This is a genomic window from Hydrogenophaga sp. (assembly GCF_048549895.1).
Lineage (GTDB): Bacteria > Pseudomonadota > Gammaproteobacteria > Burkholderiales > Burkholderiaceae_C > Hydrogenophaga.
In genome coordinates, this window is sequence record NZ_JBLYYB010000186.1 from 1 (window position 1) to 20,799 (window position 20,799).

Genomic DNA, 20,799 nt, shown 5'->3' on the forward strand with positions numbered 1-20,799 from the left:
GCCTACCGCTCGCCCGAGGACGCCGAAGCCCAGCGCGCCAAGCTCGCCATGTTGGGCATCAACGCCGATGTGACCGAGCGTGAACAATCCGGCCGGACCGTGTACCGCGTGCGCGTGGGCCCGTTCAACCAGAAGGCGCTGGCCGATCTGACCCAGGAGCAGCTGCAGGTCAACGGCGTCGAGGCGGCGCTGGTTCGCGTGCAACGCTGATCTGACGCGCAGGGTCGCCGGGAACTTTCAACCGCAGCGCCTGCCCCAAGCCAACTCAACCCAGGAGTTCGATTCCATGCAACGTCGCGATTTTTCCCGTTCCCTGCTGGCCGCCGGCACCACCGCTGTGGCCGCCGCCGGTGGCCTGACGCTCACACCCGCGCTGGCCCAGCGCGTGGCACCCAAGGAAGGCACCGACTTCATCCGCCTGAAGAGCCCCGCGCCTGTGGAGAGCCCGGCCAGCCAGATCGAGGTGGTCGAGTTCTTCGCCTACAGCTGCGTCCACTGTTTCAATTTCGAGCCCGCGTTCGACGAGTGGGCCAGGAAGAAGCCAGCCAATGTGAATGTGCGGCGCATGCCGGTGGCGTTCAGCCCCGCCTTTGTGCCCATGCAGCGCCTGTACTTCACGCTGGAAGCCATGAAGCTGGTGGATCGGCTGCACAGCAAGGTGTTCCAGGCCATCCATGTGGACCGCCAGCAGCTCACCACCCAGCCCGTCATCACCGCCTGGATTGAAAAACAGGGTGGTGTTGACATGGCCCGTTTCAGCGAGTTCTACAACGGCGCTGCCGTGGGCCTGGCCACCAAGGCCACCCAACTTCAGGACGCCTACAACGTCGAAGGCACGCCGTCATTGGGCGTGGCCGGGCGCTTTTATGTGAACGGTCAAGGCCCCCGCACCCTGGTGGTGGCCGATGCGTTGATCGCCGAATCGGCCCGCAAGGCCTGAGCCTTGTCCGGTGCCGGGAGAAGCCCGCATCCGGCGGGCTTTCTCTTTGGTGCGTACGCGGGTGGCGTGCGTGGTGTTGGACGGTACGGGCTTTGTTGAGTGGCGTGAGAAAAGAGTCGGTAAAGCGGCTCTTTGGCGCGTTCGGCATGCAGCACGTCGTTACAATGAATGCAAGTTTCGTGCCCCAATACCCCATGCATTCCAACCAGTCCACATCCCCCTTGCGTCGGTCATTCTGGACGGGCACCTGCCTGGTGTTGGGTCTGTTCCTGACCGGTGCGGCACAGGCTGAAAAGGCCGACCGCAACCTGCCGCTCAATGCCGAGTCCGACACGCTGCGCTACGACGACGCGCGCCAGACCAGCATCTTCACCGGCAACGTGATCATCACCAAGGGCACCATCGTGATTCGCGGAGCCAAGGTCGAGGTGCGCCAGGATGCCCAGGGCAACCAGTTCGGCACCGTCAACGGCAGCCCGGGGTTTTTCCGCCAGAAGCGCGATGGGGTGGACGAATTCATCGAAGGCACGGCCCAGCGCATCGAGTACGACAGCCAGGCCGACACCGTGCGTTTTGTGGGCGATGCGGTGCTCAAGCGCTTCAAGGGCGCCCAGCTCAACGACGAAACCACCGGCAGCGTGATCGTCTACAACAACACCAGCGACGTGTTCACCGTGGACGGAGGCGCCGCCAACCGCACCGCCAACAACCCCACCGGTCGCGTGCGGGCCATGCTCACGCCCGTGCCCAAAGCCGGTGCACCCGCTCCCGTGCCAGCGCCACCGGCCAACCTGCGCCCCAGCAACCAGCTCGGCGAGGGTCAACAGTGACGGCGATGCCCTCGGCGCAGGCCCTGAGCCCGGGCAAACGCCCGTCGCCCGGCCCCGATCTCAGCCGGCTGGAGGCCCAAGGTCTGCAAAAGGCCTATGGCAGCCGCAAGGTGGTCAAGGACGTGTCGCTGGCGGTCTTCAAAGGTGAGGTGGTTGGCCTGCTGGGCCCCAACGGCGCGGGCAAGACCACCTCCTTCTACATGTTGGTCGGCCTGCTGCGCTCGGACGCCGGGCAAATTTTGCTCGATGGCCAGGCCATCCAGAGCCTGCCCATCCACCGGCGCGCCCGCCTGGGCCTGGGCTACCTGCCGCAGGAAGCGTCGATCTTCCGCAAGCTCAACGTGGCCGACAACGTGCGCGCCGTGCTGGAGCTGCAGGAGGACGAGGCCGGCAAGGCCTTGGGCAAGGCCGCCATCGAGGCCCGGCTCGACGAGTTGCTCAAAGACCTGCACGTGGACCACCTGCGCGACTCGCCCGCACCGGCCCTGTCGGGCGGTGAGCGCCGCCGGGTCGAGATTGCTCGGGCGCTCGCCACCAACCCGCGTTTCATCCTGCTCGACGAGCCCTTTGCCGGCATCGACCCGATCGCCGTGATCGAGATCCAGCGCATCATCGGTTTCCTCAAGTCGCGCGGCATCGGCGTGCTCATCACCGACCACAACGTGCGCGAGACCCTGGGCATCTGCGACCGCGCCTACATCATCAACGACGGCCACGTGCTCACCAGCGGCACACCGGCCGAGATCGTGGAAAACGCCGACGTGCGCCGCGTTTATCTCGGCGAACATTTCCGGATGTGATGAAAAGCAGCCACCTGTTGCACTGCGGTGCAATTTCACCGGCGCGAGGTGTCCCATCCAGGGCCCCCGCGGATCCGGCTTTGCCGGTCCCAGGGTGCGCCCCCCTGGGGGGGACGCGCGCCGCGCGGCGGGGGGGCGGCCTGTGAAACAAGGCCTGTCGTTACGTGTCTCGCAGCACCTGGCGCTCACGCCCCAGCTGCAGCAATCCATCCGCCTGTTGCAACTCTCCACGCTGGAGATGGCGCAGGAGGTCGAGCAGATGCTCGACGAAAACCCGTTTCTGGAGCGCTCCGAAGACCTGGCCGAGCGCGAGGCGTTTGGCCTGGAGCAGACGGACGCACCGGTGAGCGTGGGTGAGCAGATCGCCGAGGCCGCTCTGCCTGAATCGCCCGGCCCGATGCTCTCCAGCACGGAATCGAGCAGCAGCACGAGCAGCGACACCAGTGAAGGTGATGCCATCGAGGGCAAGCTCGACGGCGCCACGCCGGTGGAAGAAAGCTGGGAGGGCGACGGCACGGTGGAGATGGCGCCGGACGACAGCGAGTGGGGTGGCGACGCGCCCGCGCGCAACAACAACGCCTCGGGCGACGACGACACCGCCAGCGCCGCCGACCTGGCCCGTGCCCACGTCAGTCTGCAGGATTTTCTGCACGATCAGGCGCGCTGCCTGCGCTTGTCCGAAGAAGACCGCGCCGCGCTGTATTTCCTGATCGAATCGCTCAGCGACGACGGTTACATCGAAGACAGCCTGACCGAACTGGCCGCAGCCTGGCAGGCCTTGTCGGGCCCGATGGAGACCGAAGACCCCAACGAAGGGCTGGAAGAGCGCGAAGCCCTCGTGCAGCGCCTGACCATGGCCCTGCAGCTGCTGCAGCACATGGAGCCCGCCGGGGTGGGCGCGCGCAACCTCGCCGAGTGCCTGCGCCTGCAGATCCTGGAGATGCGCAACACGCCCGAAGCGCGCGCAGCCCTGGCCATCTGCGGACAGTCCATGGAGCTGGTGGCCAAGCGCGATGTGAAGCGCCTGTGCAACCTGTGCGGCCTGGAAGACGAAGCCGTGCGCGCCGCGCTCGGGCTGATTGCCCGCCTGGAGCCCAAACCGGGCCGCCGCTTCCTCGACCTGGAGCGCAACGTGGTCGTGCCCGACGTGCTCGTGACGCGCGCCGGTCGGGGTTTCAAGGTGTTGCTCAACCCTGAGGTGATGCCGCGCCTGCGCGTGCACGATGTGTACGCCAGCGCGATGCGCCAGAACCGCGGCGGGCGCGACAACGGCGGCGAGGCCGGTCATGCCGCCATGCAGCAGCGCCTGCAGGAGGCGCGCTGGTTCATCAAGAACATCCAGCAGCGCTTCGACACCATCCTGCGCGTGTCCAGCGCCATCGTGGAGCGCCAGCGCAACTTCTTCATGCACGGCGAACTCGCCATGCGCCCGCTGGTGCTGCGCGAGATCGCCGACGAACTCGGCCTGCACGAGTCCACCATCAGCCGCGTGACCACCGCCAAGTACATGTCCACGCCGTTCGGCACCTACGAGCTCAAGTACTTTTTCGGCTCCTCGCTGGGCACCGAGACCGGTGGCAACGCGTCGAGCACGGCCGTGCGCGCCTTGCTCAAACAATTCATCGCCGCCGAAGAAGCGGCCAAGCCGCTGTCGGACAACCAGCTCTCCGACCTGCTGCGCGAGCAGGGCATCGAGTGCGCGCGCCGCACGGTGGCCAAGTACCGCGAGGCGCTGCGAATCGCTCCCGCGAACCTTAGAAAATCGCTTTGAACCAGTTACAAGTCTTTCTGCCTTGCGCCGCCGGCGTCGAGGACTTGCTCGCCGCCGAGGTCAAGCGCATCACCGGTGTGGACGCGCCGCACAAGGCGCGCGGTGGTGTCGCGCTCAACGCCTCGTGGCGCGACGCCATGCGGCTCAATTTGCACAGCCGCCTCACACAGCGCGTGCTGGTGCAGCTCTGGCACGGCGGCTACCGCTCTGAACAAGACCTGTACCACGCGGCCAGCGAGGTGGCCTGGGAGATCTGGTTCACGCCGGCGCAGACCATCAAGGTCGAGATCACCGCGCAGCACAGCCCGCTGACGTCGCTGAACTTTGCGGCGCTCAAGGTGAAAGACGCGATCTGCGACCGCTTCCGCGAAAAGCGCGGCGAGCGGCCCAGCGTGAACACCACCTGGCCCGACGTGCGCATCTACGTGCACCTGACCACCGAGACGGTGAGCCTGTACATCGACACCTCGGGCGAGCCTCTGTTCAAGCGCGGCTGGCGCGAGGACAAGGGCGACGCCCCGCTGAAGGAAACCCTGGCCGCGGCCATGATCGCCGCCACCGGCTGGGACGCGTGCGCTGACCAGCCGCTGGACGAGATCGTGCCGCTGTACGACCCCTGCTGCGGGAGTGGCACGGTGGTGATCGAGGCCGCGCAGATCGCGCTCAACATTCCGCCCGGCTATTTGCGCCGCTTCGCGTTCGAGAAGCTGCTGCCCTTCCAGCCGCACGTGTGGCAACCCATTCTGGATGAGGCCGAGCGCCAGCAACGCGACTGGCCCGAAGGCCATCCGCCCATCGTCTTCGGCAGCGACGTGTCCTTCCGCATGGTCGACTTCGCGCAGCGCAACGCCGAGCGCGCGGGCGTGGCCCACGCCATCGAACTGCGTGGCGGCGACGCCCTGCAGCGCATGCCGCCCAGCGACAAACCGGGCGTGATGCTGCTCAACCCGCCCTACGGCGAGCGCATTGCCGCCGCCGGTGTGGCGGGCCAGAGTTCGGAAGACCGCGCCAGTGCCCGCGCCCAGCGAGCAGCGCCGCGCGAGCCGCGCACCTTCACGGTCGGCAAAGCCGCGCCGCCCGCGCCCGGACTCGGCAGGGAAAGTGCGCAGATGCCCGACGGGGGCGACGGCAGCGACTTCTTCAACCAGCTCGCCGCCCACTGGAAAAGCCACTACGCCGGTTGGACCGCCTGGCTGCTCACGCCCGACCTCAAGCTGCCCGGCAAGATGCGCTTCAAGGAATCGCGCCGCGTGCCGCTGTGGAACGGCCCGATCGAATGCCGGTTGTTCCGCTTCGACCTCACCGCGCGCAAACCGCGGCCCGAGCCCGACGCCGAGGACTGAGCGTGGCCGAGGTGCCGGACGCCACCGAAACGCTGGTGCTCGACACCAACATCGCGCTCGACCTGTTTGTGTTTCAGGACGCCGCCACCGAGGCGTTGCGCGCGGCGGTGGCGCGCGCGGACGGCGCCTGGATCGTCACTGCCGCCATGCGCGAGGAACTCGTGCGTGTGCTTGACTACCCGCAGATCGCGCGCCGCCTCAACGCGCAGACCCGGCCCGCGCGAGACGTGCTCGATGCCTTCGACCGCTGCACCCGCTTGGTGGCCGATGCGCCCAAGGCGGCGTACACCTGCAAAGACCCCGACGACCAGAAGTTCATCGACCTGGCGGCCGCCCACCGCGCCACACTGGTGAGCAAGGACGACGCGGTGCTGTGCATGGCCAAACGGCTGGCGCGCGTCGGTGTGCAGGTGTGTCGCGAGTGGAGTCGGATCCATGTGGATTGAAATGCGCTGGCCTCTGTTGGCCCTGGGTGTGGTGTTCTGCGCGAACGCCTGGGCGGTGCAGAGCTGCGAGCTCAACGGCGAAAGCGTGAGCCGCGCCAACGGCCACACCACCGCTGGCAAGAGCGGCCTGATGCGCTGCACCGACGACAGTGGCCAGGTGCGCCGGTTTGAGCAGACGCTGCGCGACGGCAAAACCGTGGGCCCGGTGCTCATGGTGCTGGCCGATGGCGAGCGGCGCGAATACAACATCAACGAACGCGGCAACCGCGACGGCGTGGCGCGCACCTTCGACGCCAAGGGCACGTTGCGCAAAGAGGAAAACTTTGAGGACGGCAGCGCCGTGGGGCTGCAGAAAACCTTTGCCGAAGCCGGCCATTTGCAGGAGCTGCACTTTGCGGCCGGTCGGCGCACCGTGCTCACCATCGCCTACCTGGCCGACGGCCGTTTGACCGAGCTGCGCTGCGCCGCCGTGACGCTGGTGCCGCAAGACCGCGAAGTGTGTGGCCACGCGGGTCGCGCCAGCGATGTGACGCAGCACCGCGCTGACGGCAAACCTGCAGGCACCGTGAGCTATGTGCAAGGCCAGATGCAGCGCCAGACCGTGCTGGACCGCGAAGGCCGGCTCGTGCGCAACGAGGAACTCAAGGACGGCCGGCGCATCAAGCGCGTGTTCTACCCATCAGGCCAACAGCGATCAGAAGCCGACTTCATCGAGCGCGACCCCAACAGCCGCGAAGGCCGCGAAGGCGTGTCGCGCGAATGGGCCGAAAGCGGGCAACTCACCCAGGAAACCACCTGGGCCGACGGGTACGAGCAGCGCATCCACCAGTGGTACCTGAACGGCAAACAAAAAGCCCGCCAACAGATCCGCCGCGATGGCCGCCACCAGGAGCGCACCACCGAGAGCTTCTGGGACAACGGCCTGCCCGCAGCGGTGAACGTGGAACGCAACGGCCGCCTGCTGGGCTGGCAGAAGTACTTCTCCGAAGCGGGCGTGCTCTCGGTGGAGGACGAACACGGCGAACGCGGTGTGCTGCTGCGCCGCAAGTCGTACGACGCACGAGGCGTGTTCGTGCGCGAAGAGCGGTTTCTGGAAGACGGCTCGCGGATCTGATCAGCCGCTATTGCCCGTGTGCAGCCCAGAATTCGGCGGGCGACATCACCGGGTGTTTGTGCGCCAACGCCAGCAGCGCCTTGTCACCTGTGATGAGCGCATCGGCAGCCGCGCTTCGCAGCGTCGCCAGCACCGGTTGATCGAATGCATCGGTCAGTTCGGCGTCGACTTCTGCATCCGGCTCGACCAACTCGGCCTCGAAGGCGAGGCAATCGACCAGATCGGCAATCTCCGCGTCGCTCAATTCATGGCGCGCCCGCAGGCGCGGCAGCACTCGGCGCAGTTCGTCGAGGATGAAGTGGCTCAGCACCACCTCAAGCGCGCCATGTCGCCAAGCCGAGACGATCTTGCCCGGCACGCTGCCCGGATAGGCCAGACCGGAGAGCAGCACGTTGGTGTCCAGGACCACCCGCACGTTCAGCGCTTTGCTCGCCGGGTGGCTTTCACGGCGGCCTCAATCTCGGCCATGCCTTCTTCTTGGGGCACGTCTTCAAAGCCCAGTGCCAGGCGCTCACTCAGCGCATCAAACCGCACTTGCATGCGCCGGATGCGGGCGAACAGGCGCGCGTCCACCAGCGCGGCGATCGGCTTGCCGTCCTTGTTGATGACGATGCTGTCGCTGCGGTAGTGCACCTGGTTGAGCATGTCGCCCAGGTTCTGGCGGAAGGTCACAGCGCTGGTTTCGGTGATCATGGCTGGCTCCTGAAGACATGGTTATTATGACCATATTGGTCAATATGATCAAGCCAACCCGAACCGGTCCGCATGTGCCTGCGGCCAGTAGGTTGTGAACACCGCGTGTTGCCCGGTCAGGTCGTGCAGCAGCGCACCGGGCAGGGTTTCGGGCAGCAGGTTGGCGAGCAGGCGCACTTCGTTCTGGTTCACGCGGCGCACCAGGTGGTGGGCGGTGATCTCGCCGGGGTGCTGCAGACCGGCGGCCTGGATGAGCTCTTGCAGCGCCATGAGCGTGCGCTGGTGAAACTGAAACACACGCTCGGCCTTGTCGGGCACCACCAGCGCTTGCTGGCGCACCGGGTCTTGCGTGGTCACGCCCGTGGGGCATTGGCCGGTGTGGCAGCTCTGGGCCTGGATGCAGCCGAGTGCAAACATGAAGCCGCGCGCGCTGTTGCACCAGTCGGCGCCGATGGCCATGGCGCGCACGATGTCGAAGGCGCTGATGACCTTGCCCGCACAGCCCACTTTGATGCGGTCGCGCAGGTTCACGCCCACCAGTGTGTTGTGCACCAGGCGCAGGCCTTCCTGCAGTGGCGCGCCCACGTGGTCGGTGAATTCGAGCGGTGCCGCACCGGTGCCGCCCTCGGCGCCGTCGACCACGATGAAGTCGGGTGTGATGCCGGTGGCCAGCATGGCCTTGACGATGGCGAACCACTCCCACGGGTGGCCGATGCACAGCTTGAAGCCCACCGGCTTGCCGCCCGAGAGTTCGCGCAATTGCACGATGAAGCGCATGAGTTCGACGGGCGTGGAGAACGCGCTGTGCGCGGCGGGTGAGACGCAGTCCTGACCCACGATGACGCCACGCGCGGCCGCGATTTCGGGCGTGACCTTGGGTCCGGGCAACACACCGCCGTGGCCCGGCTTGGCGCCCTGGCTGAGCTTGATCTCCACCATCTTCACCTGCGGGTCCATCGCGTTGGCTTTGAAGCGGTCGGGGCTGAAGTGGCCGTTCTCGTCGCGGCAGCCAAAGTAGCCCGAGCCGACCTCCCAGATCAGGTCACCGCCGTGCAGCCGGTGGTAGGCCGAGATCGAACCTTCGCCGGTGTCGTGCGCGAAGCCGCCACGTTTCGCGCCGGCATTCAGTGCCTGGATCGCGTTGGCTGAGAGCGCGCCGAAGCTCATGGCCGAGATGTTGAACACGCTGGCCTCGTACGGCTGCGTGCAGCCGGGGCCGCCGATGGTGAGTCGGAAGTCGTGCGAGGCGATCCGGCTGGGCGCCATCGAGTGGTTGAGCCACTCGTGGCCGGTGGCGTTCTGGTCCACCTGCGTGCCGAAGGGGCGTTTGTCGGTCTCGCCCTTGGCGCGCGCGTAGGCCAGGCTGCGCTGGCTGCGCGAGAACGGTGTGGCTTCAACGTCGCTCTCCAGAAAATACTGCCGGATCTCGGGGCGGATCTTCTCCAGCATGAAGCGCAGGTGGCCGATGACGGGGTAGTTGCGCAGCACCGAGCTTTTGGTTTGCCGCAGGTCGAACACACCGAGCACCGACAGACCGGTGAACACCAGGAACCAGAAGCCGCCGATGCCGAACGCGATCCAGGTGAACAGGCTCAGCAAAGCAATGACCACGCACAGGCCAAGCGCGGTGTAGCGCACGGGGTAGAGGGCGTTGAGGCGGTCGAGCATGCGGGCTTTCGGCAGAGGGTGCGGAATACACTTCAGCTCATCATAAAACCCGGGCCTGTGCAGGCCATTTGACCCCATGAACACCCCCGTGAACACCGACCAGAACCCAGCCGGCGCGCTGGACAACGAAGACTACGACACCCTCGACGCCATCCTCGACGACCTGCGCACGCGCGGCGAAGACGTGCCGCAGTGGGAGTTCTGCGAAGGTGCCATGGCCGCGCTGTTGTGCACGCGCCGCCCGGTGGAGCCGGCCGAGTGGTTGCCCATGCTGCTGGGCACCGGCCCGCTGCCCACCGCACCGCAGGAAGACGGCACGCACTTCGCCAACACCGCGCAGTACGAGCAATTCATGGCGCTGTGGATGCGCCGCAGCGCCGAGGTGTCGATCTCGCTGGCCTCACCGGTGGACACGCTGGAAGACGAACGCAGCTACCACCCCGAGCTGATGGACGTGCGCGGCGCCGTGGCCGCCCTGCCCGAGGCCGAGCGCGCCGAGTTCAAGGATCAGGAGCTGCCGGCCTACGCACAGGTGTGGGCGCTGGGCTTCATGTTCGTGGTGGAGAACTGGCCCGAAGACTGGGAGCCGCCGCGCGACAAGGACACCGCCACCTGGATCGACGAAGCGCTGGACCACCTGGTGGCCCTGACCGAAGACGACACCGGCAAGCCCACGGTGAACATGCACGCCGAAGACGGCCCGCCGAGCGTGAGCGACGAGCGCCTCAACGCGTTCGGCGCGGCGATCTGGGCCGTGTACGACCTGGCCCAGATCGGCCGCAGCCTGGGCCCGCGTGTGGAGCCGATCCGCAAGGCCGAGACACCGGGGCGCAACGATCCGTGCCCGTGCGGTAGTGGAAAAAAATACAAGAAGTGCCACGGCGCCTGAACTGTCACGGGCACATCACTTCAACTCAAACGGCCCACCCTGCACCAGCGCGCGCTGGTACGCCGGGCGCGCGTGGATGCGGCGCAGCCAGTCCATGAGCTTGGGGCGGCTCTCGTTCAAGCCCGCGCGCGCGGCGGCGGCCTCCACCGGAAAACTCATCTGCACATCGGCCGCGCTGAACGAGCGGCCAGCGAACCAGTTGGAGCTGGCGAGTTCGCCCTCCAGAAAATCCAGGTGCTGCGTGAGGTTGGGCGTGATGAAGCGTTTGTGCACCGTGGCCGAGATCGCCTTGGCGATCGGGCGCACCAGCAGCGGGGCTTTTTCAACCTCGTCAAACACCAGCTTCATCAGCAGCGGCGGCATCAGCGAACCTTCGGCGTAGTGCAGCCAGTAGCGGTAGCGCAGATGCGAAGGCGTGCCCGGCTCGGGTGAGAAATTGCCCTCGCCGTAACGCTCCACCAGGTACTCGATGATCGCGCCCGACTCGGCCAGCGTGGCCTGCCCGTCGGTCACCACCGGCGATTTGCCGAGTGGGTGCACCTTTTTGAGCGCGGGCGGCGCCAGCATGGTCTTGCGGTCGCGTTCGTAGCGCTCGATCTGGTACGGCACGCCCAGCTCTTCGAGCAGCCAGAGCACGCGCTGCGAGCGCGAGTTGTTGAGGTGGTGAACGGTGAGCATGGGCGTCTTTCAGTCGGTGGTGGTCATGAAGCTGCGCAGCGCAGCGGCCGTGGCCTCGGGCAGTTCTTCGGGGATGAAGTGGCCGGCCGGCATGGCCTGGCCACTCACGGTGCCGACGCACTGCGCCTGCCACAGCGCGAGCGGATCAAACAGCTTCTGCACCACACCACGCTGGCCCCACAGCACCAGCGTGTCGCAGGCAATCTGCTGCCCATCTTCGCGGCTCTCGCGGTCGTGATCCAGGTCGATACCGGCGCTGGCCCGGTAGTCCTCGCAGGCGCTGTGGATCGCCTCGGTGCGGCAGAAGCAGCGCTCGTACTCGGCCAGCGCCTGCGGCTCGATGTGGGGCAGCCGCGCACCATCCTGCTTGGAGCCCCAGCCGCCGAGCTTGGCGTGCAGGTAGGCCAGCGCGTTGCCGCCGATCATGAGCTCGGGCAGCGGCGCGGGCTGGATCAGGTGGAACCAGTGGTAGTAGGCGCGGGCAAACGCCATGTCGGTGCGCGCGTACATGTCCAGCGTGGGCGCGATGTCGATCACGCAGAGCTTGCGCACGCGCGCCGGGTGGTCCACCGCCAGCCGGTGCGCCACGCGGCCACCGCGGTCGTGGCCGCACAGAAAAAAGCGGTCGATGCCCAGCGCGTCCAGCACGTCGATCACGTCTTGCGCCATCGCGCGTTTGCTGTAGGTGCTGTGGTCACTCGCGCCGGGTGCGTGCGACGAATCGCCGTAGCCGCGCAGGTCGGGCAGCACCAGCTTGAAGTGGGGCGCCAGCTCGCGCGCCACGCGATGCCACATCACATGGGTTTGCGGAAAACCGTGCAGCAGCACGAGCGCAGGCCCGTCGGGCCGGCCGCCCACGCGCACGGCGGCGTGTGCGCCTTGCGTCTGGATCTGTTGAAGCTCGAATCCGGCAAACCAGTCGGTGGTCATGTGGGGTGTCTCCTGCCGGGTGGTGGTGTGTTGTGCAGACGTTCAGGGCTTGAGGTCGAACCTGGCCTCGGCCAATGCCAGCCCGTTCACCAGCAACTCAATGCGGTGCAACCCCGGGTAGAGCGTGCGCGTGGTCACGGGTTTTAGGCTGTGGCGTTTGTCCAGCGTGCGCGTTTCGCCCGCGGCCAGCGAGAGCTTCCAGCCCTTGAACACCTTGGGTGAGGTGCCGCCGTTGGCGCGAACGTGGTGCACCGCGTAGTCGATTTCCAGCGGCTGGGGCTGGCGTGCGGTGGACTGCAGCACCACGTGCAAGCCGATGGCGTCACCCACCGCCGCCTGGGCGGCCGAGAGCTTGAGCGTGGCCTGGCCTGTGAGGCCGCTGGCCAGGCCCCAGGCCGCCAGCGTGGGCGCATGGCCTTGTTTGATGAGGCTTCGGCTCGCGTGGCGCAAGAGCGTGCTGCGCTCGGGCGTGGCTTGGATCAGGTGGTCTTTCACCCAGCCCGCCACCAGATCCGGGTGGTCCTTGGCAATGTCGTTGAGGTGGTTGGCCACGCTGCGGCGCACATAGCTGCTGGTGTCGTCCTGCAAGGCGCGCAACAGCGGCAGCGTGGGCGTGGGGTCGGCCACCAGCGCCTGCAGGCGCAGGCCCCAGGGCAGGCGGGGGCGGCTGCCTTCGCTGACGAGCCGGCGCACATGGGCGCTCGGGTCGTTGGCCCAGCGCGCCAGCACCGACCACACGGCCTGTGGCTGCTGCTGGATGAAGGGGCGGATCGCGAACTCGGCGGTGGAGCGTTGGGTGAGCGCGTGCAGGCAGACCAGCGAGCGCGTCACATCGTGCTGGCCATGGCGCGCCACGAACTCCCCCATGGACCAGATCACCCAGCCGGCCACGCCGGTGCTCGCCTGTGCCGTGGTCAGGCCCTCGGGCTCGCCCTTGGCGTCCATCGGCAGGGGTGGGGCCAGGCTGGTTTCCAGCACGGTGCAGGCGGCATTGAAATCGTCGGGCAGCGTGGCGCGCATGGCCTTGGCCAGTTGCAGCATGCGCGCCTTGAGTTCGAGCGCGTCCAGGCCGTGGTTGGCGATGGCTTCGAAGCGTTGGCGGTCGAAGCCGCTCCACGCGCGCTGCAGGTGCTGGCCCGCGGCGGACACCGTGCCCGCGTTGATGAGGTTCTTGAACGGTTCCATGGCGCGCTCTCAGGGCAGGCGTTGCAGCAGACCGGCCAGCGCGTGCCGCACGGTGGCGGCGCGCACCGCAGCGCGGTCGCCGTCGAAGCGCTGGTGTTCGGTGAAGCTGCCCGCCGGTGTGGCCCAGCCGAACCACACGGTGCCCACCGGTTTTTCGGCGCTGCCGCCGGTGGGCCCGGCCACGCCGGTGACGGCCACCGCGAGCTGCACGGGAGCGTGGGCGATTGCGCCCGTGGCCATGGCGCGCGCCACCGGCTCGCTCACCGCACCGTGCTGGTGGATCAGGTCGGCGGGCACACCGAGCAGCTCGGTCTTGGCGGCGTTGGAGTAGGTGACGAAGCCGCGCTCGAACCAGTCGCTGGAGCCGCTCAAATCCGTGCACGCCCCGGCAATGAGGCCGCCGGTGCAGCTCTCGGCGGCGGCCATCATCAGGCCGCGGCTGTTGAGTTCGCGCGCGAGCGCTGCCACCAGTTCGGGTGTGTTCATCATCAGAATTTCCAGAGTGCGATCACCAGCAGGGTGCAGAACGCGGCGGCGACATCGTCGAGCAGGATGCCGAAGCCGCCGCGCGGCCCGAAGCCTTTGAAGGTCTGGTCGGCCCAGGCCATGGGGCCGAACTTCACCGCGTCGAAAAACCGGAACAGCACAAACGCCACCAGCTGGGCCCAGAAGCCTGCCGGGGCGATGAGCCACAGCACCAGCCAGAAGGCCACCACCTCGTCCCACACGATGTGGCCCGAGTCGGCGATGCGCATGTGTTGTGCGGTCACGGTGCAGGCCCACCAGCCCACCAGCGTGGCGGCGCCGATCAGCAGCGCCCATGTGGTGGCCGACATCAACGGCTGCAACATCAGGAACGACGCCCAGGCCCAGAGCGTGCCCACGGTGCCGGGCGCAAAACGGCTCAGGCCTGCGCCCGCGCCCAGCGCAATGAAGTGGGCCGGGTGGGCCAACAGAAAGGCCCAGGTCGGGCGGGCGATGGGTGCGGAGGCGGTCTCGGGCATGGACGAATTATGGGTGGGCGGTCTTGCCGGGGCGTGACGCCGGCGAGATACTGGCGCGAACCAAGAAGGGGGGGCCGCATGGAGATGAACACGGGCGCCATCCTCACCGCCATGGTGCTGGGCGTGCTGCTCACGGGCGCGGCCTCGTGGGTGGTGTCAAGCCTGTACCGCCGTCGCATGCTGGCGCTCATGAAACGGTCGCCGCCGCCCGATCCCGCACAAGCCGTTGCCGGCCAACGGGTGCCCGCGCAGGCCAGGCCCGCCGTCACGCTGGATCTGGCCGCCAACCGGCGCGCCAGCGGGCGCTATTTGTTCGCCGTGAGCGCGTTGAGTCTGCTCATCGGCATCACCCAGTCGGTGCTGGCGCTGCTCTTTGTCTATGGCGCCGAACTGCTCAGCGTGGGCCGTGCGCTCACGCTCGGTGTGGTGTACGCCTGGCCCATGGCGCTGACCTGGGGGCTGGTGCGGCGCTGGTCGTGGCTGCGCACGCTGGGCGCCATCGGGCTGTATTTGCTGGCCATGCTGGCGTTCACCCTGTGGCGCTCCATCTCGCCACAACCGCTGGCCACCTCGCTGGGATGGCTCGGTGGTCTGGTGCTGTTGCCGGTGGTGGTCACGCTGGTGATCGGCGCCAGCGGCCGCATCCGCGCGGTGGCGCCGTACCTGCTGCCCATCTTCATGTTGCTGGCGGGCTCGTCGGTGCTGGCGCTGCAGCTGATGGTGAGTGGCGCGCAAGACCCACCAGACTGGTTGGTCTGGCTGGTGGGTGCGGTGGGTGCCTGGCCCGCCATCGTGTTGATGGCGCTGGCGCCGTGGCTGCTGCTGGCCTGGCCGGCCTGGGCCATCGCCCGCGCGCTGGCGCGAGCCTACCGGGCCAAGCGTTTCTCCGACCTCTGGTACCTGCTCGCGGCCTACTGGCTGGTGGTGCTGGGAGCGTCCGCGCTGCCGGCGCTGCAGGGCGTGGGCTGGATCGCGCTCACACAGTTCGTCCCCTGGCTGTGGATTCCGCTGGCGGCCTGGGGCTTGCGCGGTTGGCTGGCGCCGTGCGGTGCGCCGCCCACGCTGCTGGTGCTGCGCGTGTTCCAGCAAGACGCGGGTGTGCAGACCATGTTCGACCGTGTGGTGGAGCGCTGGCGCCTCTCGGGCAACACGGTGCTGATTGCCGGCACCGACCTGCTCAGCCGCACCATCGACCCGGACGACGTGTTCACCTTCCTCAATGGGCGCCTGGCCGAGCGCTTTGTGGCCAACGAGGCGCAGGTGGCCGAGCGCCTGCGCGACTTCGACCTCGCGCCCGACCCCGACGGCCGCTACCGTGTCAACGAGTGTTATTGCTTTGACAGCACCTGGCAGCAGGCGCTGGCCGCGCTGGTGGCGCAGGCCGACGTGGTGCTGATGGACCTGCGCGGTTTCCAGGCGCGCAACCAGGGCTGCCGCCACGAACTCGGTGTGCTGGCCACCGCGCCCCAGTTGCAGCGTGTGGTGCTGTTGTTCGACGCCAGCACCGACCGCAGCACCGCGCTGGCCGATCTGGCCGGTGCGCCTGCGGGACGTGTGGTGTGGGTGGAGGCCGGGCGGCTGGAGCACAAGCGCGTGGCACAGATCGTGGGTGCGCTGCTGGGCGCAGGCGACGGTCCGGGATCAGGCGAAGTGGTCGAAGCTGCGCGTTGACACCGCCAGCGCGTGGCCCGACGCATCCAGCACGCGCAGACCCGGTGCCGCACTGATGCGCCCGATGCGCTGCACCGGGGTGTGGCTGGCCAGCGCGGCCGCCTTGACCGCAGCGCGTGCAATGGGCGCGGCGGTGAACAGCAGTTCGTAGTCGTCGCCGCCGTTGAGCAGGCAATCCAGGCGGTGGGTCATCGGCAGCGGCTGCAGGGCGGGCGCCACCGGCAAGGCGGCCAGCGCAATCTCGGCGCCCACGCCGCTGGCTGCGAGGACGTGACCGAGGTCGCCGGCCAGGCCGTCGCTCAGGTCGATGGCCGCGTGCACCGCGCTGCCCAGCACCGCCAGCAGCGTGCCCAGCTCCAGGCGCGGCGTGGGGCGCTCCAGCCGTTCCCGCAGCCCGGGGTGCTGGGCCAGGGCGTGCGGTCCGCAGGCCAGCAGGGCCCAGTCCGTGCCGCGCATCAGCTCCAGCGCCAGCCGCGCCTCGCCCGTGCGCCCGGTGAGGTAGAGGTCATCGCCCACCTGCGCCTGGCTGCGCTGCATGGACAGGCCATGGCGCACCTCGCCCATCACCGTGATGCAGATGTTGAGCGGGCCGCGCGTGGTGTCGCCGCCCACCAGCGGGCAGGCGTGCTGGTCGGCCAGCGCAAACAGGCCTTGGGCAAAGGCGCCGAGCCACGCGTCGCTCGCCTCGGGCAGGGCCAGGGCCAGCGTGAAGCCGAGCGGGCGCGCGCCCATGGCGGCCAGATCGCTGAGGTTCACCGCCAGTGCCTTGTGGCCCAGCGCTTGCGGGTCAACGTCGGCAAAAAAATGCCGGCCCTGGACCAGCATGTCGGTGGACACGGCCAGCTGATGACCGGGCCGGGGCTGCAGCAGGGCGCAGTCATCGCCGATGCCCAGCACCACGGGCGAGCGCGCCATGTGACCTTCGCGCTGGAAGTGGCGCCGGATCAGCTCGAACTCACCCATGGGATGTGGTGTTGCCATCATCGGTGCCGGGCTTCTCGCGCGGCGGGATCAGGAAGCTCAGTGGTGCCACGCGGATGCGCCGCCGGATCGCGGTGCGGATCAGCTGGCGGTTCACCTCGCTGATGTTCTGCGCCTGCAAGGCCAGGCGAAAGGCCAGGTAGAAGCTCACGCCCAGGTTGATCGGGCCGACCGCCACCACGCCACCCACCGCCCACCAGAAGGCCGGTTCACGCAGCACGTCCAGGCCGAGTGCAAATGCCGCCGCCGTCACCTGCCCGGCCGACAGGGTGACGTGGCGCACGTCCAGCCCGATGCCGAAGAACTGCAGGAAAGCCGGTGTGAGGCCGAGCATGAAGCCCAGCGAGGTGTTGGCCGCCAGGCCCGAGATGTTGGTGCGGGTGAAATTGGCCCAGCGCGCGGCACGCTCGTGGCCCAGCACGCTGGTGAAGCGCGGGTTGTGTTCCATGGCCGAGTGCAGCTTGTGGAACACAAACCAGTTTTCGACCCAGCCCGCAATGATGCTGGAGGCAAACAGCAGCACACCGGTGAACGCGGCAAACAGCAGGGTGGGACCCAGCAGGCTGATGTCTTGCAGGGTGTGGCGCGCCTTGTCGTCGTCAACCATGGCGCTGCCGGTGGTGAAGGCCAGCACCGCGCTGATCAGCAGCACCACCGGAATCACCAGGCCGATATTGCCCACGATGGCCGCCACCTGCGAGCGGAACAGGTTGGCCACCTCGTCGACAAAACGTTTGACCGCGCCCAGCTCCTTGATGTCCTTGAGCTTGGCCACCATGGCCGGCGCCGTCACCGCCGGCTGTTTGGTGGCCACCGTGAGGTGCAGCAGCATGATGAGCACGAACGATGCCGCGTAGTTGAGCCCTGCAGCAAAGCCGCTCCAGAAGGCCGAGAGGCCCAGTCCGTAGAGCGCGAACTTCACCCAGGTGGTGATGCCGATCACCGCGCCGCCGCCCGCCGCCTTGCCCAGCATGTCCTTGTATTCCGCAGCGTTGCGGGTGATGTAGTGCTCGCCGCTTTCGGCATTGCGCTCAGCCACCTTGGCGGCCGTGAGGTGCGAGCTGGCCGCAATGAGCGAGCGGATGCTGCGGTTGTCCAGCCCCACCTGGGCCAGGTCGGCCAGCAGCGCCACGGTGGCGCGCTCTGGCTGGTCGGACTGCAGGCAATCGAGCAGCTCCTTCACCCGCACCACGCGCTCGCGCAGCTGGCGCAGTCGGAACACGATGCCCACCGACACACCGTGCTCTTCCAGGTGCGAATACACCGAATACGCGGCGTGGCGGCAGGCGTCGAGCTGGTCGCGCAGCCGGGTGGCGGCCTCCAGCGCCTCGGGGCTTTGCGCCCCGTGCACGCGCACCTCGCGGCGCAGCGATTCCAGATCGCTGGGCAACTGGTGGAACGGTTTCTGCTCCTGCGCCTCGGTCGACATGCGAACCCGGATCTCGGAGGCAAAGCCGGTCGCGCTCACCTGGCTCACGCAGGAAATCATGGCGTCCATCAGCGCCATCTGCCAGAAGTTGGCCGTGTCGGCGCCCCGCTCCAGCCCCGTGCCGATCAGCAGGTCGCGCAGGCGCAGCAGCGTGGCGCTGTCCAGCGCCTTGAGCCAGCGCACATCAAAGCGCGTGGGCAGCAGCAGATCAAACAGCTCGCCCAGGTCGTGGGTCTCGGGCGTGTGGGGCAGGGCCTTCTTGCGCAGGCGGTTGCCGAACTCGCTCAAAAAAGCCGTGCGCGGGGCAAACCCATGGTCGGCCAGCAGCGGCGTGATATCCACCGTTTCCACAAACCGCTGCCACCAGCGGCGCCAGCGCTGCTGCAGCTCGGGGTTGGCCTGCACGCTGTCGAGAAACTCGCGCACGCGGGCCACGCTGGCCTGCACGTCTTTTTCGTCACCGCGCACCCAGCGCATGGCGTCGATCAGCCACAGGTGGCGTTGCGCCAGCGGCGCGTCGGGGTCGATGCTGTCGATGAGGGCAGTGACGACCATGGGCGAGGAACCGCGCTTCAGTGCAGCACCCGCGATGGCGCGTCGCCCGCGCCATTGGCCCGCAAGGCAAACGCGGGCACCACGGCCTCGAAACGCTCGCCGTCTTCGGCCACACAGAAGAAGCTGCCGCGCATGCTGCCGGTGGGCGTTTTCAGGCGGGTGCCGCTGGTGTACTGGAACGATTCACCCGGGCGCAGCAGCGGCTGGTGACCCACCACGCCCAGACCCTTGACCTGCTCGGTGTGGCCTTGCTCGTCGTCGATGATCCAGTGCCGCGCGATCAGCTGCGCGGTGGCCTCACCGGTGTTGGTGATGGTGATCGTGTAGGCGAAGGCGTACTGGTCTTCCTCGGGCGAAGACTGCTCGCTCAGGTACTGGGGTTCGACCTCGCAGGTGAACAGGTATTTGGGCATGGCGCGGATGTTACCCCGGGCATGCACGGCGCCGTGAGGCCTGACAAAATGCACCGGACGGTTCCACAACCACCCACTTTTCCCCCACCACAGCTTGACCATGTCCCACCACCCCAGCGCCGCGTTCATCGCCCCGTCCATCCTGTCCGCCGACTTCGCCCGCCTGGGCGACGAGGTGAAAAACGTCATCGCCGCAGGTGCCGACTGGATCCACTTCGACGTGATGGACAACCACTACGTGCCCAACCTGACCTTCGGGCCCATGGTCTGCCAGGCGCTCAAACCCCACGCCAAAAAAGCGGACGGCACGCCGGTGCCGATCGACGTGCACCTGATGATCCAGCCGGTGGACGCGCTGGCCGGCGCCTTCATCGACGCCGGCGCCGACCTGGTGAGCTTTCACCCCGATGCGAGCGCCCACGTGCACCGCAGCGTGCAGGCCATCAAGGCCAAGGGCGCCAAGGCCGGCCTCACCTTCAACCCCGGCCAGCCGCTGGATGTGCTGGACTGGCTGATCGATGACATCGACCTGATCCTGATCATGAGCGTGAACCCGGGCTTCGGCGGCCAGAGCTTCATCGACTCCGCGCTGCGCAAGATCGAAGACGCGCGCAAACGCATCGAAGCCAGCGGCAAGAACATCCGCCTGGAAGTGGACGGCGGCATCAAGCCCGACAACATCCGCCGCGTGGCCGACGCCGGCGCCGATACGTTTGTCGCCGGCAGCGCGATCTTCGGCAAACCGGACTACAAAGCGGTGATCGACCAGATGCGGGCTGCGCTGGCGTGATGCAAGACATCCGCGCCGTCATCGTGGATCTGGACGGCACGATGGTCGACACCCTGGGTGACTTCGACGTTGCCTTGAATGAAACCTTGAAAGCACTGGATCGGCCCGGCGTCACCCGAGCCGACATCGAGCGCATGGTGGGCAAAGGCTCGGCCCACTTGATCCGCTCGGCCTTGCTGCACGGCGGGCTGCAGGCCGATGACGCTGCGGCCTTGCAAGCCGACGCCTGGACGCGTTACCAGGCGCACTACCTCGCCATCAACGGCGCGCACAGCGCCGTGTACCCCGGTGTGATCGATGGCCTCACAGCGCTGCGCGAGCGCGGCCTGCCGCTGGCCTGCCTGACCAACAAGCCCCACGCCTTCGCGGTGCCGCTGCTCAAAGCCAAAGGTCTGCTGGGCTTCTTTGCCCATGTGTTCGGTGGCGACAGTTTCGCGCGCACCAAGCCCGATCCGCTGCCGCTGCTGAAAACCTGCGAGGCGCTGGGCACACCGCCGGCGACCACGCTGATGGTGGGCGACTCGCAGAACGACGGCATCGCCGCGCGCGCGGCCGGCTGCCCGGTGGTGCTGGTCACCTATGGCTACAACCACGGCGACCCGATCGCGCAGGCGCCGCATGACCGCCTGATCGGATCACTGGCCGAGCTGACGCTTGTGGTGTCCTGAC

Annotated in this window: 23 protein-coding genes; 12 read left to right on the forward strand and 11 right to left on the reverse strand. The window is 67.7% G+C overall.

Annotated features, from left to right (window positions below):
* From ACN4F8_RS17555 to ACN4F8_RS17590, 8 genes are all read left to right on the forward strand, one after another.
* On the forward strand, nt 1–210 hold a 210-nt coding region (locus tag ACN4F8_RS17555; protein ID WP_419474750.1), incomplete at its 5' end, for an SPOR domain-containing protein.
* A 76-nt stretch (nt 211–286) separates the two neighbouring features.
* Nucleotides 287–940, forward strand: a complete 654-nt coding sequence (locus ACN4F8_RS17560) for a thiol:disulfide interchange protein DsbA/DsbL (protein WP_419474751.1) — start codon at nt 287–289, stop codon at nt 938–940.
* Between the two features lie 221 nt (nt 941–1,161).
* Complete coding sequence (gene lptA, locus ACN4F8_RS17565; protein WP_419474752.1) at nt 1,162–1,770, forward strand: lipopolysaccharide transport periplasmic protein LptA; 609 nt, start codon at nt 1,162–1,164, stop codon at nt 1,768–1,770.
* Nucleotides 1,771–1,775: 5 nt separating this feature from the next.
* Nucleotides 1,776–2,570, forward strand: a complete 795-nt coding sequence (lptB, locus tag ACN4F8_RS17570; RefSeq protein ID WP_419474778.1) for an LPS export ABC transporter ATP-binding protein — start codon at nt 1,776–1,778, stop codon at nt 2,568–2,570.
* A 142-nt stretch (nt 2,571–2,712) separates the two neighbouring features.
* Nucleotides 2,713–4,341 (forward strand): RNA polymerase factor sigma-54, encoded by a 1,629-nt coding sequence (rpoN, locus tag ACN4F8_RS17575; protein ID WP_419474753.1) that lies wholly within the window; start codon nt 2,713–2,715, stop codon nt 4,339–4,341.
* Nucleotides 4,338–5,684, forward strand: coding sequence for a THUMP domain-containing class I SAM-dependent RNA methyltransferase (locus tag ACN4F8_RS17580; RefSeq protein ID WP_419474754.1), 1,347 nt, complete (start codon nt 4,338–4,340; stop codon nt 5,682–5,684). The genes rpoN and ACN4F8_RS17580 overlap by 4 nt, the downstream gene beginning before the upstream one ends.
* A 2-nt stretch (nt 5,685–5,686) precedes the next feature.
* On the forward strand, nt 5,687–6,130 hold the full coding sequence (locus ACN4F8_RS17585) for a putative toxin-antitoxin system toxin component, PIN family (RefSeq protein WP_419474755.1): 444 nt from the start codon (nt 5,687–5,689) through the stop codon (nt 6,128–6,130).
* A complete protein-coding gene (locus ACN4F8_RS17590; protein WP_419474756.1) occupies nt 6,120–7,244 on the forward strand; it encodes a toxin-antitoxin system YwqK family antitoxin in 1,125 nt (374 codons plus the stop codon). Before ACN4F8_RS17585 ends, ACN4F8_RS17590 begins: the two co-directional genes overlap by 11 nt.
* Nucleotides 7,245–7,251: 7 nt before the next feature.
* On the opposite strand, the gene ACN4F8_RS17595 is transcribed toward ACN4F8_RS17590, so the two are convergent.
* The 3 genes from ACN4F8_RS17595 to ACN4F8_RS17605 are packed head-to-tail and all read right to left on the reverse strand — an operon-like array spanning nt 7,252 to nt 9,605.
* Nucleotides 7,252–7,653 (reverse strand): putative toxin-antitoxin system toxin component, PIN family, encoded by a 402-nt coding sequence (locus ACN4F8_RS17595; protein WP_419474757.1) that lies wholly within the window; start codon nt 7,651–7,653, stop codon nt 7,252–7,254.
* A gap of 8 nt (nt 7,654–7,661) precedes the next feature.
* The gene (locus tag ACN4F8_RS17600) at nt 7,662–7,937 is read right to left on the reverse strand and encodes a type II toxin-antitoxin system prevent-host-death family antitoxin (protein ID WP_419474758.1); all 276 of its coding nucleotides are present in this window, start codon (nt 7,935–7,937) and stop codon (nt 7,662–7,664) included.
* A gap of 48 nt (nt 7,938–7,985) precedes the next feature.
* Nucleotides 7,986–9,605, reverse strand: a complete 1,620-nt coding sequence (locus tag ACN4F8_RS17605; protein ID WP_419474759.1) for an FMN-binding glutamate synthase family protein — start codon at nt 9,603–9,605, stop codon at nt 7,986–7,988.
* 76 nt (nt 9,606–9,681) lie between these two features.
* Here ACN4F8_RS17605 and ACN4F8_RS17610 point away from each other — a divergent pair, with 76 nt between their 5' ends.
* Nucleotides 9,682–10,494 carry a UPF0149 family protein gene (locus tag ACN4F8_RS17610; RefSeq protein WP_419474760.1) on the forward strand — a complete coding sequence of 271 codons (813 nt, stop codon included), beginning with the start codon at nt 9,682–9,684 and terminating at the stop codon, nt 10,492–10,494.
* Nucleotides 10,495–10,509: 15 nt separating this feature from the next.
* On the opposite strand, the gene ACN4F8_RS17615 is transcribed toward ACN4F8_RS17610, so the two are convergent.
* Genes ACN4F8_RS17615 through ACN4F8_RS17635 form a run of 5 tightly spaced genes read right to left on the reverse strand, consistent with a single transcriptional unit; the run spans nt 10,510 to nt 14,291 of the window.
* On the reverse strand, nt 10,510–11,172 hold the full coding sequence (locus ACN4F8_RS17615) for a glutathione S-transferase family protein (RefSeq protein WP_419474761.1): 663 nt from the start codon (nt 11,170–11,172) through the stop codon (nt 10,510–10,512).
* Nucleotides 11,173–11,181: 9 nt separating this feature from the next.
* Complete coding sequence (locus ACN4F8_RS17620) at nt 11,182–12,102, reverse strand: alpha/beta fold hydrolase (protein WP_419474762.1); 921 nt, start codon at nt 12,100–12,102, stop codon at nt 11,182–11,184.
* 42 nt (nt 12,103–12,144) lie between these two features.
* Nucleotides 12,145–13,287 (reverse strand): DNA alkylation repair protein, encoded by a 1,143-nt coding sequence (locus ACN4F8_RS17625; protein WP_419474763.1) that lies wholly within the window; start codon nt 13,285–13,287, stop codon nt 12,145–12,147.
* 9 nt (nt 13,288–13,296) lie between these two features.
* Nucleotides 13,297–13,776 (reverse strand): CinA family protein, encoded by a 480-nt coding sequence (locus ACN4F8_RS17630; protein WP_419474764.1) that lies wholly within the window; start codon nt 13,774–13,776, stop codon nt 13,297–13,299.
* Nucleotides 13,776–14,291: a phosphatidylglycerophosphatase A gene (locus ACN4F8_RS17635; RefSeq protein ID WP_419474765.1), complete on the reverse strand. Its 516-nt coding sequence runs from the start codon at nt 14,289–14,291 to the stop codon at nt 13,776–13,778. The genes ACN4F8_RS17630 and ACN4F8_RS17635 overlap by 1 nt, the downstream gene beginning before the upstream one ends.
* 78 nt (nt 14,292–14,369) lie before the next feature.
* Between ACN4F8_RS17635 and ACN4F8_RS17640 the strand changes: the two genes are divergently transcribed.
* Entirely contained in the window at nt 14,370–15,962 is a 1,593-nt protein-coding gene (locus ACN4F8_RS17640; protein WP_419474766.1) for a hypothetical protein, read from the forward strand.
* Here ACN4F8_RS17640 and thiL read toward each other — a convergent pair.
* Genes thiL through apaG form a run of 3 tightly spaced genes read right to left on the reverse strand, consistent with a single transcriptional unit; the run spans nt 15,933 to nt 19,340 of the window.
* The gene (gene thiL / locus ACN4F8_RS17645; protein WP_419474767.1) at nt 15,933–16,925 is read right to left on the reverse strand and encodes a thiamine-phosphate kinase; all 993 of its coding nucleotides are present in this window, start codon (nt 16,923–16,925) and stop codon (nt 15,933–15,935) included. The two genes, ACN4F8_RS17640 and thiL, sit on opposite strands and share 30 nt — an antisense overlap.
* Nucleotides 16,918–18,927, reverse strand: coding sequence for a site-specific recombinase (locus ACN4F8_RS17650; RefSeq protein ID WP_419474768.1), 2,010 nt, complete (start codon nt 18,925–18,927; stop codon nt 16,918–16,920). The genes thiL and ACN4F8_RS17650 overlap by 8 nt, the downstream gene beginning before the upstream one ends.
* A 17-nt stretch (nt 18,928–18,944) precedes the next feature.
* On the reverse strand, nt 18,945–19,340 hold the full coding sequence (gene apaG, locus ACN4F8_RS17655) for a Co2+/Mg2+ efflux protein ApaG (RefSeq protein ID WP_419474769.1): 396 nt from the start codon (nt 19,338–19,340) through the stop codon (nt 18,945–18,947).
* A 100-nt stretch (nt 19,341–19,440) separates the two neighbouring features.
* Here apaG and rpe point away from each other — a divergent pair, with 100 nt between their 5' ends.
* Together rpe and gph are read left to right on the forward strand one after the other, a co-directional pair.
* Nucleotides 19,441–20,130: a ribulose-phosphate 3-epimerase gene (gene rpe / locus ACN4F8_RS17660; protein ID WP_419474770.1), complete on the forward strand. Its 690-nt coding sequence runs from the start codon at nt 19,441–19,443 to the stop codon at nt 20,128–20,130.
* A complete protein-coding gene (gene gph / locus ACN4F8_RS17665; protein ID WP_419474771.1) occupies nt 20,130–20,798 on the forward strand; it encodes a phosphoglycolate phosphatase in 669 nt (222 codons plus the stop codon). Before rpe ends, gph begins: the two co-directional genes overlap by 1 nt.
* Nucleotide 20,799: the final 1 nt, after the last annotated feature.